Below are 11,480 nucleotides of genomic sequence, written 5' to 3' on the forward strand. Positions count from 1 at the left end.
GAGACAGGTCACGCGAGATGGCGCCCTGGTCGCATCGAATTCCTCAGCGGTTACGCCGCTTCCGACGGATCAGGCTGGATGCCCAGTCTGCCGATGAACCCCACTCCCGAAACGTTCCAGTCGTTCGCCGAGGACGACTACGAGCAGCCCATCAACCTCGAAGCCGTGCGCCGAATCTTCGACGAGCTGCCGCTGACGCGCGAGACCGTCGCTCGCCTGCCCCCTCCCGTCCTTTGCAGACATCTCGAAGGAGGCAGAGCTGATGGAGTACCCGGCTGCTCCGATCCATAGGCCGTCTTGATCTGTTCCGGCGGCATCCCCCTGCGGTCAGACCTGCGCGGGCTTCCGCTTCAGCCCTCCGCTCGCCAACTCACGCAGTTTCTCTCGCGTCTCAGGATCAGTGGAGTACACGACCGTGCCGACCATGCCCCGGGTCAGCAGCACCTTGTATGTGTTACGGATCAGGCGGTCCACGTCGGTGTCTGGAGTGGACTTCTTGAAGACCGGGTCCTTCGAGGCCGTGCGGTCCGTGATCCAGCGGTCACCGCGCCAGAGCAGATCGGGGCCGATGATCACGCCGGACCAGTCGTACTCGAAGCCCTGGGCGGTGTAGACGCAGCCGACCTGCCCGAAACCCGCCGGGTCGGTGGCCCACAGAGCGGCCGGGGGCGCGCCGGAGACGGAGCGGTCGCCACGCAAGTTCCAGGGGCGAGCCCAGTCGCCGATGACGACATCGGGCGGGAGCGGGGCGCCGGGCTTGGGTTCCGGAGACCAGCGCCAGCAGTAGCCCGCGGACATACGTGCGCCGTAGCCATGAGTCCGACGCTCTTCGAGGAAGGCCTCCATCTCCTGCGGGCTGTCGGCGACCAGCAACTGCATGCGGCCGTCGGGTTCCCAGACGACCGGCCCGCCCGGCTCCAGACCGAGGAGGCGGACCACCCAGCGCAGGTATGCGTCACTGCCACCACAGCGGAACTGGCTGTCCAGCGGGACGACTTGGCAGGGGATGCCCCGCTTCGCCGCTGCCGCCTTGATCTCGGCCACGGTACCCATCTCGCCGGGACGGACGACCTGGTGCTCGTCGAGGAAGAAGACAGGCACGTAGGCGACGTCGATGAGTTCGTCGATCTGTGCCCTGCCGGTACGGTTCTCGGCACGCGTGTACCGGTTGGCCGAGGTCTCCCGGATGCGGTGTGCCTCGTCGCAGATCAACGCACCCAGGCTGTTCTTCTCGGCCGTCATGAAGCTGTTGAAGTACTTGAACAGGTCCTGGACTTCCCGCTTGCGGGCTCCGGCGATCTTCCTCATCGTCTTCGTGAACGACTGCGAGCCGGTGGCGTGCAGTGCCGGAACCCCACGCCGGTAGAGCTCGCCGAGCAGTTGGAGAGCGATCACGCTCTTGCCGGTGCCGGGGCCGCCCGTGACGATGACGACCTCCTTGCGATCGGCGTGCTTCGCCTTCTCCACCGCGTTGAGCACCAGGCGGTACGCGACCTGCTGCTCGTCGAGGAGGACGAACTGTGTGCGTTCACGCACTTCCTCAGCAGCCACGGACATGAGCTGCTTCGACGGCACCGTGGCGCCCGCGCGGAGTTCGTCCGCGGCCTGGGCCCCCGGATGCTTGGCGCTCAGCCTCGTACGAAGGTGGTCGAGGAAGGCGCCGCGGCGTTCCTCGGTGAAGAGCAGTCCGTGGCCGTCACGCTCGATCTCGCGCAGTCCGGTCACGCCGAACTCGGTGGCGTTGTGCAGATACGCCACTCCGGCCACCCGTTGCCCGTGTTCAGCCACCGCCCCATTGAAATTGACGAGGTATGCGCAGTAGCGGCGCACCTGCTCGATGGGGTTGAGGACCGGCTGGGCATACGCGTCGACATGGCACAGGGTGGGGTCGTCCTCGTGAGGAAGCGCCTGACTCCACTGCTTCAGCTCCACCACGACGTACGACGGTTCGCCCGTGACGGGATGCACTCCCGCGAGCACGACGTCCGCACGCTTACTGTTCAGCGGAAGCGAGTACTCCAGCATGACCTCCACGTCGCCCAGACCGGCGTCGTTGAGTGCGGCGGCCAGGGCGGGGATGCTGCGCTCCCAGGAACGCACCTCCGAGGTGCCGGGCCGGTAGCCGTGCATGTGGACGAACTTGTCGGTGAGGTGCAGGAACAGCGAACCGTCGAGTGCCATGACGGCGACCGTTTTCGCGGACGCGCGGAACAGCAAGGACTTCCCCCAGGCAGCACGAAAGACTCGTGCGGGTGGGGGCATGTCCTTCGAGACTCCACCGAGGTGGAGCGGAAGCCCGTCGGGCCGCGTTGACGATGTGTTTGAGGGTACCTGGAGGTACTGACAGTCGTACCGGTGGTCACAGTGGCGGCAGGAGCCGTGGCGATACTCACCGTTCCGGGGCGTCAGGTTCTTCGTAGAACTACGGAAGGCACTGTCCTGAGTAGACGGGGCCTCCCTCCGGTCCTCAGAGTCCCTGGCGGAGCCCGTTCCGGCCGACAGCATCGCCGCTGTTGATCAGCGCGTGTACCTCGAAGCGGAAGGGTAGGGAGGTGCCGCCGAATGAGTTGGCGCGGTCCACGAAGTCGACTACTGGCCTTGTCGCAGTCAATGACCTCCTGGGCGTTTGGTCATCGAAACACCAAGGCCTCTGGCCTGCGGAAATAAAGAGCGGCAGACGAGTCGGGCTATACGCCGGGTTCTGTCCCGCTCAGGGAGCGATCACGCTCTGACCTGCATGTTTGCGGGCATCCGGCGGCTGGTTCAGCCTTCTGGGACTTCTCAGGGACTTTCGGCCGAGTCCGTGAGCCAGGCCTCGATGGCGGACAGGCCTCGCGCGCCGGCCTGCGGCATGAAGTGGGTGTACGTCCGGAGCGTGAACGCCGGGTCGGAGTGCCCCAGCCACTTCGCGAGCGAGACGATCGACTCACCGGCTTCGAGCATCACTGAAGCGTACGTGTGGCGCAAGACGTGGAAGCCGTGCTCGCGGCTCGGCTCCCAGACACGCGACGGCTTCTCGCCTGGCTGCCGCTCGGGCAGCGGCGGGATGACTCCCACTTCGGCGAGCGCGGGCTTCCATGCCTTGGTGTTCCAAGTCGTGCGGTTGATCGGGCCGCGCCGCCCCGTGTAGACGAGCAGCCGGACCGTCACCTTGCGCCGGTCCTCGCGTGCGACGTCGGGCTCCTCGGGATCCAGCCACGGCAGGGTCACTTCGATGGGTTCGAAATGCTCCTGATGCGTGAGGATCCGCTTCGCGATCGCCTGGGGCAGAGGCGCGTCGCGTTCCTTGCCGCCCTTGGGCGGACCGAAGTACAGCTGCGACTTGTACATGAGGATCTGCCGCTCCACGTGCACGAAGCCGTCGTGGACATCGTCTGGGCTGAACCCGAACACCTCCCCCTGGCGGAGTCCGCACCCGACCCCGAGGTCGACCGTGATCCGGTACCGGGCGGCCAGCGCCTCCCGTACGGCGACGACACGGTCCTGCTCCCAGGCGCGAGCCTTGCGCTCCGGCTTCTTCGGTGGCTTGATCGAGCTGTTGCCCTTGCATGGGTTGCGGTACAACCGCTTGTCCTCGACCGCGGCCTGCATGATCGCCTTGAGGTACACCCACGCCACGTAGGCTGTGCTCGACGCCACGGCCCTCTGTACGTCGGCCGACCACTTGCGCAGCTCCGCGACGCCGATGTCCCTGAGCGCCAGGTCTCCGAGCTGCGGGAGCACCTGTCCCCAGATCCGGTGCCTCATGCTTTCCAGCGTCTGAGCCGGATGAACCTGCGACGGCCACCAGTGCTTCTCGACGTACTCGCGAAGGCTGATCGCACCGTCTCGCGCGTCGACGAAATCTCCTCGACGCGTGTCGGTCTGTGCCTCGGCCAGCCATGCCTGGCGTCCGCGACAGTGTCGAAGGACCGGTCGCGGACGCCCGGTATCCCCTTGACGCGGTAGCGCGTGCACTTGCCCCAAAGCGCGGTGCGTTCGCGCTTGCCCGTCTCCTTGTTCGGCCGCTTCTTGAGCCACCGGTCCTCGATGTAACCCGCCATACTCGTCTTACCCTCGGCCTCGCCTTGCTTCTCTCGGCGCGATCTGCGTCGCGATCAGACACACAGACGATCTCCATGCGCATGAAATTCCGAGTGCTGCTGAACTCCTCAGAACCGTTTTCCCAGGTCAGGCAGCCCGACGGCGCTCACGCTGCCGCGGGGCCTTGTTCAGCGGGTTGAGGGCCGGGTTCGACCGCGAGTCCGCCTGCTGCTGTTCACTGAGCCATGCATCGAGCAGGTCCCGGCGGTACATGACCCTCCCGCCGGGCCCCATCCGAAAGCTGGGCGGCCCTTGCCGGCGATGGCGCCAGACGTAGAGGGTGTTCACCGAGATGCCCATGTACTTTGCAGCGTTCTGAACGTTCAGGAACGCAGCCTCAACCGCAGACTGGGACTGGTTACGCATCGCGTGTCTCCGAGGTAAGCGCTGCCTGAGCAGCGGTCGTTCGTTCTCCCACCCACCGCCAGCGAAGCCGGGCGGATCACCGTCGGCGAGCAGGATCAGCATCCGGGGATTCAGCGGTTTGGTGCGGCTGTCCCGTCGTGATAGTGCGAGGCCAGGCCCGGTTGCAGGTCAACTCACGCGAGTCCACGGCTAGTTATCCAAGCCGTGCCGTAACCTGCCCAGAAGCGCCCGGGGACGACAAAGGGGGATTGCCATGGCCACCGCACAGGCACTGAGGGGTTATCTACTCGAAGAGGCTCTGGCATGGCTGCTCCGCAACAGCGGCTACAGCCTCCTGACCCAGGGAGACAAGGACGGATCCGAACTCGTCCAGAGACGGAACACGCTCCATGTCGTCGGGCGGGGAACAGAACATCAGGTCGATGCCCTCGGCGAGTTCCCTTTCACTCCGGCGTTCTCATTGCCTATCCGCCTGTTCCTGGAGGCGAAGTTCTATGACAAGAACCGCACCTGCGGACTGGACGTCGTCCGCAATGCGCACGGTGTCATCAGCGATGTGAACCAGAACTTCACGTATGCGGGTGGCAGCCGACCTCGACGCCGGTACCACTACTCCTATGCCCTCTTCTCGACCAGTGGATTCAGCAAGAGCGCCCAGCAGTTCGCCCTTGCACACCAGATCTCCCTGATCGACCTATCGGGGGACTCGTTCACATGGCTGCGGGACCACATTCAAACTCTCGCCTCCACACTCTGCTCCACATCGCCGGGGCAAAATGTCCCCAACCGGATCGTGAACTGGGTGCGCACCATGGTGAGGCTGGGCCTGGAGACACCGAGGGAACTGCCTGGAGATTCGTTTGCACTGATCGATGAAGGACTGTCGGCTCCCGCCGATCAGGCCGTACAGGACGCCCTGAACGACTTCGTCCAGAGCCTCAACAGCCACGGCGAGGCGGAGCTGCTGATCGGTTTTCCTGCAGCACCATTCATTCTTCCCCTGCACACCACCAACCGAAAGGGATTCCTCGACTACGCCTCCCGGAATCCAGCGCACTCAGTCCGCATCAGACGCACAGCCGATCATGGTGGCTCAGAGTGGGTCCTCACTCCCAGGAATGGTGATGCGGATTCCTATCGCCTCACGTTCACGCTGCCACAGCACATCGAGGACTGGATCATCAGCGCCGGTGAGGACGGGCAGCAACGGCGGAGTGCCGCAGTAAAGACAGATTTTCTTTCGAACATCACCATCTACCGAATGAAACACTCGGCCCTCAACGTATATCAGCTCATGTATGAGCCAACCGAACTTCGGCGCCGCTAACGAGTCAGCACATGCGTGGGATATCCGAGACGAATACGGCTACCGGGACTTCGCCGAGGGTGAGGAGGAGCTGCGCGAGTTCCTGGCGGCGCGGGTGTGGTGGCCATTGGAAGGGCCCGCGCGTTGTTCGACCGGGCGGTGGTGTGGCCGGTGAGCAACCGCACGACGTTGGTCCGCATGGCGTCCGCGGTCCGCCAGAAGAATAACGACCGGCTGCACGCCACACTGGACGAGGAGGTACCGTACGACCTGCGCACCGAGATGGTCCGGCTACTCGCAGTGCCCGAGAACCAGCGCGTGTCGGAGCTGGAGCGGCTTCGGCTGGGCCCGATGCAGGTGTCCGACAGAATCATGGAACTGGCCCTGGACCGCGCCCTCTAGGTTCGAGACCTGCGCGCCGACGCGGTCCGCCCGACCGTGTCCCGACCGCGCACATATCCGATAAAGCGAACGCGAGGTCGTAACACCGACCGAGTCGGGCTCGTCGAACTACGTCGGCGTTGGGACGATCACCACTTCGGTCTCGATGACCTCAGGTGCTGAGTGGCCGGGTGAGGTAGCTCAGAACTCCACGCGGGGTCGTTCGCCGATATCCCGACTGAGCAGGGTTCGAACGTCGGCTTCCGGAAGGCCGGAACGATTGATGAAATCAGCGAAGGAGATACCCGTTGTTTCCATGAGTTCTAGTGCGCGCTGCAGGAGTACGGGAGCCTCTGGATTCCCCAGGGGACCTGGCTCCACCTTTCTCCACCCTCGGACGGACAACGCTTTCCATCCTTGAGCGTAGGTGTGTTCGCTCATGACGCCGAGCGTTTTTGCCCTGACCAAAAGGGCGGCTAGCGAAACGTGCCATTTTGCCTTCAAGCGGAGAAATGCGGGCCAGTCGAGCCGCTCCGGAAGTTCGGCTCTGATGTCGTCGGCTGGCATTAGGAACGCAGCGGCGAACTCGTGGGCTTGGCTCTCAGTGACCCTGTCGCCAATTTTTCCAGTGACGCCATGCAAGACCAGATGGCCCAATTCGTGGGCTGCATCGAAGCGGGAACGGTCACGCAGGCCCTTGTCGGCCCCGAGAGCGACAACGGGCCTGTCGGGAAAGTCGACGCAGAATGCATCAACTTTTTCGATGCTGACACGGAAGCGGACAACAACAATTCCGTTCATTTCCAGCAGTCGCACGACATCTTGAACTGGCCCGCGTGGGACGTTCCAGTGGTCACGGACCTGGGCAGCCGCTTGTTCGATATCGGTGGACTGAAGAGGCTGTCCTTCGTCGATTGGGACGCGCGGGAGATTGAGGTCGGGCAACGCGACGTATTTTTCGAGCTCAAGTGCGAGTTCCCGCGCGAGGTGCACGTAGGCGAGCGCTTGTTGGCGATCTCGGGGGGAGGTGGATCGAAGGCTACGGAAGAACCCGCTGACCTGATCCTGAGCAGGGGGGCGGGCTGGCGCGGCGAAGAACGACGGCGGTACCCGCAGAGCGACCGCAAGCCGGCGAAGCGTCGACGTGGCGGGCTTGGTGTGTCCGTTCTCGAACTGGCTGATCGAAGCTGCGGTGACGGAGCCGACTTCCCGGGCCAGCTGCACCTGGGTGAGTCCACGGAGTTCGCGCGCCATTCGCAGCCTGGCGCGATCGAACAGGGCCGCGATGTCGCCGGGGTCCAGTTGCGGGTCGTTCACGTCGCTCGTCTCCGCGCCAGTCGACGTCCACCGATCAGCGGACGAATCTCGATCTTGAATGCTCCGCCCGCATCTTAGGCACACCTTGGTTACCGGGCGGTCAAATCGCCCGGCTCTAGCGGAACACGCCTGAGTGAAGTGTGTCGAGTTGCATCTCTGTCATGTCGTGTACTCTACCTAAAACTCGGAAGATGATGTTCAGATCTGAGGTTACCCACCGTGCGTGGGGGGATGGAGTTGAGGGGATGCGGGTTCAGGAATGCGTGCTGTCAGACGAGGTGATCACCGTTGACTCGGCGGAGGCCGCGTTGTGGGACGCCATCGTGGTGCCGGAGGAGATCAAGGATCGGTTGCGCAACCAGACGGTGTTGTCGCTGCTTGTGCGGCCTGAGCTGCCGTTTGCGGTGACGGCGTTGCACGGTTTGTGCACGCTGTACGGTCCTCCCGGCACCGGCAAGACCACCCTGGCGCGGGGTCTGCCGGCGCAGGTCGCCCGCTACGTCGGCGGAGGCGCGGTCCGGCGGATCGAGATCAATCCGCACGGGCTGATGAGCGCCGAGCACGGGCAGTCGCAGCAGCGGGTCAGTGAGCTGCTCGGCGAGTACGTGCCGGGTCTCGCGTCGGATGGCGTGCCGACCGTGGTCATCCTTGACGAGGTGGAGTCGATGGCGGTCGCCCGCTCAGCGGCGTCGCTGGCCGCCAACCCGGCCGATGTCCACCGTGCGACCGACGCGGTTCTCACTGCCTTGGATCTCAACGCCGCTGAGCACCCGCACCTGTTCTTCGTCGCGACGAGCAACTTCACCACCGCCCTGGACGAGGCGTTCCTCTCCCGCTCCGACGCCGCCATCCTCGTCCCGCTTCCCGGGCCGGAGGCGCTGGGGAGGATCCTGGCCTCCACGCTCTTGATGTTGGCCGACAAGTACCCCGCCTTGGGTGAGTTGGCGCGCTCCGCGGCGATGGAGCGCATCGCCGAGGCGGCTCACGGGCTGGATGGCCGCCGTACGCGCAAGGTGGTCTTCGAAGCCCTGGCTCAGCGGCTGGACACGGTGCTGGACCCCGGCAGCCTCACCGAGGACGACCTGGCCGCCGCGGTGTGCAACGCCGTCGCGGAGACGAGCGAGCCGGAGGTGTCCCGTGCGGCGTACTAGGCAGGTGGCGGCCTCTCCCGTGCGCAGCGCCAGCGGAACCTGGGCGGTGATCTCGGACCTCGTGGCGGACACCGTGGCGCAGTCCTCCGCGCTGTCCCGCGACGAGGCGGTGCAGGCGATGTCGGCCGCCGAGGCGGTCGGGCGGATGCTGATCGCAGCAGGGCATTTGCAGCAGCACCCGATCACCCTGGTGGCCGGCAAGGTGCACTGCGAGATCACGACGGTGTCCGGCACGGCGGCGCTGACGTTGGAGGAGAACCTCAACCCCGTCCCCGGCGCGGCGGGCGCCAGCGATTTCACGATCCACCTGCCGTCCCCGGCCCCGCTCCAGGAGCAGGTGAAGGCAGCCGCCGACGGTCACGTCCGGTTGTCCGACGCTGTCCCGCCTGCTCCGGAGGCGAAGGCTGCCAACTCCGGTCCGCTGATCAACCGTGAGGCTCTGCGACGGGCGGTGACCGAGCGATGACCTCCACCTATACCTACAGCTACACCCGGACCCACACCGCCACGCACCTGACCGACGTCATCCTCGGCACCATCACCGACATCCTCGCCGACCTGGGGATCAACATGGACCGGCTGCATAGCGACTGGGTGCAGAACGAGAACGCGATCAAGGCGTGGATCGAGGAGGGCTCCCTCGCCACGGTCGTCCTCGAGTGCCACCAGCCCTCGGGCGCCGTGGCACCGGTGATCGAGTTCCCGGTGTCCTACAGCACCTCCGGCGAAGGCAACGCCGAGTTCACCGCCTCTCGTGCCCGAGCCGCCCGGTTCCGGGCCAAGTTCGACCGGGTGCCTGCGGGCACCAACTACCGGCTGTTCTGCACCTTCAACGGGCCGCGCACCCCGCAACCGGGTTGGGGCCCCGGCCAGCGGGCGAGCACCGACGGCCTGCGCGGCATCACCTTCGGCACCCTCGGCTCCGCCCCGCACGCCTCGACCGGCATGCGGTACTACCACATCTGAGACCACGAGCAGGGACACACCGCTATGGGCTACATCGACGACGCCTTCACCAAGCTCAAGCGCAACTTGGAGATCACCCAGACCGAGCAGGACTTGGCGAAGACACGGCACGAGGCCATCCGCGATTTCGTCCGGTCGCACTGGGACCTCGCCGACGACTTCCTCACCGGCAGCTACCGGCGCGACACCAAGACGAAGAAGCTGAAGGACATCGACATCTTCGTGGTCCTCGACGCCGACGGCTCCCAGGCCGGCTTCCGCGATCAGGCGCCCATCCAAGTGATCAACGCGTTGGAGACGCTGCTCCGTGAGAAGTGGAGCGCCGCCGCCCGCGACGGCACGGCCGTCGTCATCCCCTATGGCCCCGACGACGAGGTCATGTCGATCGACGTAGTCCCCGCCTTCAAGCGAGCCGACGGTGGCTACTACATTCCCGATCCCTCGGCAGGCGGCTGGATCGCGACGAACCCCAAGCGTCACCACGAGCTGAGCATCGCCAAGAACGCCGACTGCGACGGCAAGTACGTACCCTTCGTCAAGATGGTCAAGGGCATCAACCGCGAACTCGGCGAGCCCGTATCGCCCTCCTTCCTGCTGGAGGTCATGGCCCAGTCACTGGTGAAGCCGCCCATTGGGCGCTACCAGGACGAGATCGTGCTGTTCCTGGCCACCGCCGCCGAACGCATCGGCGACGGGTGGCCTGATCCCGCCGGCCTGGGCGGTGACGTCAACGCCGTCATGAGCGCGGCTCAGAAACTCTCCGCGACCAACGCACTCACCCAGGCCCGCGCCATCGCAGAGCGGGCGGTCGATCTGGAGGACGAGGGCCAGGAGCGCGCCGCCTACGACGAATGGAAGAAGCTGTTCGGGAACAGGATGACCAGGCCATGAACCTCTTCACCGACCCCGGCGGCGTCCACGGGATCCCATCCCGGGCCATCCACGAGCGGCAGCTCGACGACGACATGTTGCTCCTCCAGCGCGCCGCGTCGGCAAGCCACCAACGCGGCCAGTTCCTCGAAGCCGTGCGCGTCACCGCCGCCGTACTGCTCGCCGCCGCCGGTGTCCTGATCACGCTGATCGGCCACGGCCGAACAGCCGTCTCGATCGTCGGGTTCTTCTGGTTCGTCGTCTCCGCGTTCGCACTCAAGGGCCTCGCCGGGAACACCGCCCGCCAAGGCGCCCTGCTCCAGGAGATGTTCGACGTCGCCCTGTTCCACTTGCCGTGGCGCGCCACCGTTGCAGGCGATCCCATTCCCGAACCCGACGTCCGCCGTCTCGCGCGCAAGCTCCCCCGAGGTGGCCCGAAGGACAAGCGCATCACTGACGGCTGGTACGACCCCACCAGCGACGTCCACCACCCCTACGACGTGTTCATTGCCCAGGAACAGAACCTTGCCTGGGACGCCCGCCTCCGCCGCCGCTACAGCCACCTCATCGCCGCTACCGCGATGCTGTGGGCCGCCATCGGCTTCGTCGCCGGTTTGGTGGTCGCGGACGCCACTCTGGGCGACACGCTCCTTAGCTTCTTCGTCCCGTCCCTGGCGGTCTACCAGATCGCTTACGAGATCTGGTCCGGCCAACGCAAGGTGGCCGACGAACGCGACCGACTCACCAAGGTCGTCAACACCGAGCTACACAACGGACGCCCCGGCCCCATCCCCGACGACGAATGGCACCGCCTTCGAAACGTTGCACGGGACGTGCAGGACGGCGTACTCCGCACCCGCCTGGACACCACCCGAGTACCCGAGTGGTTCTACAACCGCTTCCGCGACGACGACGAACGCGACTTCGGGGACACCGCAGAAGGCCACCGCGTCCGCCTCGCCCAAAACACACCGCCACCTGCATAGTTCGCCGGGCAGGATACACCCAAGCCCGCCCAGCGAACTGCCTCAACTAAATGT

The 11,480-nt window shown here is 65.5% G+C and carries 11 protein-coding genes; 7 read left to right on the plus strand and 4 right to left on the minus strand.

The window, feature by feature from the left end:
• Positions 1-327 precede the first annotated feature (327 nt).
• From ACIREI_RS05590 to ACIREI_RS05600, 3 genes are all read right to left on the minus strand, one after another.
• The gene (locus tag ACIREI_RS05590; RefSeq protein WP_403328054.1) at positions 328-2,217 is read right to left on the minus strand and encodes a DNA/RNA helicase domain-containing protein; all 1,890 of its coding nucleotides are present in this window, start codon (positions 2,215-2,217) and stop codon (positions 328-330) included.
• A gap of 564 nt (positions 2,218-2,781) precedes the next feature.
• Positions 2,782-3,747, minus strand: a complete 966-nt coding sequence (locus ACIREI_RS05595) for a tyrosine-type recombinase/integrase (RefSeq protein ID WP_403327646.1) — start codon at positions 3,745-3,747, stop codon at positions 2,782-2,784.
• A 423-nt stretch (positions 3,748-4,170) separates the two neighbouring features.
• Positions 4,171-4,551, minus strand: a complete 381-nt coding sequence (locus ACIREI_RS05600) for a helix-turn-helix domain-containing protein (protein WP_403327648.1) — start codon at positions 4,549-4,551, stop codon at positions 4,171-4,173.
• 151 nt (positions 4,552-4,702) lie between these two features.
• On the opposite strand from ACIREI_RS05600, the gene ACIREI_RS05605 reads away from it, so the two are divergent.
• Both ACIREI_RS05605 and ACIREI_RS05610 read left to right on the plus strand, forming a co-directional pair.
• Positions 4,703-5,776 carry a hypothetical protein gene (locus ACIREI_RS05605; RefSeq protein WP_403327650.1) on the plus strand — a complete coding sequence of 358 codons (1,074 nt, stop codon included), beginning with the start codon at positions 4,703-4,705 and terminating at the stop codon, positions 5,774-5,776.
• 99 nt (positions 5,777-5,875) lie between these two features.
• Positions 5,876-6,157, plus strand: a complete 282-nt coding sequence (locus ACIREI_RS05610; protein ID WP_403327652.1) for a hypothetical protein — start codon at positions 5,876-5,878, stop codon at positions 6,155-6,157.
• 180 nt (positions 6,158-6,337) lie between these two features.
• Here the strand turns inward: ACIREI_RS05610 and ACIREI_RS05615 are convergent, their stop codons facing one another.
• Entirely contained in the window at positions 6,338-7,453 is a 1,116-nt protein-coding gene (locus ACIREI_RS05615; protein WP_403327654.1) for a helix-turn-helix domain-containing protein, read from the minus strand.
• Between the two features lie 191 nt (positions 7,454-7,644).
• On the opposite strand from ACIREI_RS05615, the gene ACIREI_RS05620 reads away from it, so the two are divergent.
• From ACIREI_RS05620 to ACIREI_RS05640, 5 genes are read left to right on the plus strand one after another with little or no spacing between them, the layout of a single operon-like run.
• Positions 7,645-8,604 carry an AAA family ATPase gene (locus tag ACIREI_RS05620; RefSeq protein ID WP_403327655.1) on the plus strand — a complete coding sequence of 320 codons (960 nt, stop codon included), beginning with the start codon at positions 7,645-7,647 and terminating at the stop codon, positions 8,602-8,604.
• 19 nt (positions 8,605-8,623) lie between these two features.
• Positions 8,624-9,070: a hypothetical protein gene (locus tag ACIREI_RS05625; RefSeq protein WP_403327657.1), complete on the plus strand. Its 447-nt coding sequence runs from the start codon at positions 8,624-8,626 to the stop codon at positions 9,068-9,070.
• Positions 9,067-9,570, plus strand: a complete 504-nt coding sequence (locus ACIREI_RS05630) for a hypothetical protein (protein ID WP_403327659.1) — start codon at positions 9,067-9,069, stop codon at positions 9,568-9,570. The genes ACIREI_RS05625 and ACIREI_RS05630 overlap by 4 nt, the downstream gene beginning before the upstream one ends.
• 24 nt (positions 9,571-9,594) lie before the next feature.
• Positions 9,595-10,461, plus strand: coding sequence for a CBASS oligonucleotide cyclase (locus ACIREI_RS05635; protein ID WP_403327661.1), 867 nt, complete (start codon positions 9,595-9,597; stop codon positions 10,459-10,461).
• Entirely contained in the window at positions 10,458-11,426 is a 969-nt protein-coding gene (locus tag ACIREI_RS05640; RefSeq protein ID WP_403327663.1) for an S-4TM family putative pore-forming effector, read from the plus strand. The genes ACIREI_RS05635 and ACIREI_RS05640 overlap by 4 nt, the downstream gene beginning before the upstream one ends.
• Positions 11,427-11,480 lie beyond the last annotated feature (54 nt).

This window comes from Streptomyces sp. NPDC093591, assembly GCF_044764885.1.
In the GTDB taxonomy this organism is placed as follows: domain Bacteria; phylum Actinomycetota; class Actinomycetes; order Streptomycetales; family Streptomycetaceae; genus Streptomyces.

Excerpts from the sequence above, each read along its gene's own strand:
- ACIREI_RS05595 (WP_403327646.1), bottom strand. The coding sequence starts at position 3,747 with ATGAGGCACCGGATCTGGGGACAGGTGCTCCCGCAGCTCGGAGACCTG.
- ACIREI_RS05600 (WP_403327648.1), bottom strand. The coding sequence starts at position 4,551 with ATGCTGATCCTGCTCGCCGACGGTGATCCGCCCGGCTTCGCTGGCGGT.
- ACIREI_RS05605 (WP_403327650.1), top strand. The coding sequence starts at position 4,703 with ATGGCCACCGCACAGGCACTGAGGGGTTATCTACTCGAAGAGGCTCTG.
- ACIREI_RS05620 (WP_403327655.1), top strand. The coding sequence starts at position 7,645 with ATGATGTTCAGATCTGAGGTTACCCACCGTGCGTGGGGGGATGGAGTT.
- ACIREI_RS05630 (WP_403327659.1), top strand. The coding sequence starts at position 9,067 with ATGACCTCCACCTATACCTACAGCTACACCCGGACCCACACCGCCACG.
- ACIREI_RS05635 (WP_403327661.1), top strand. The coding sequence starts at position 9,595 with ATGGGCTACATCGACGACGCCTTCACCAAGCTCAAGCGCAACTTGGAG.
- ACIREI_RS05640 (WP_403327663.1), top strand. The coding sequence starts at position 10,458 with ATGAACCTCTTCACCGACCCCGGCGGCGTCCACGGGATCCCATCCCGG.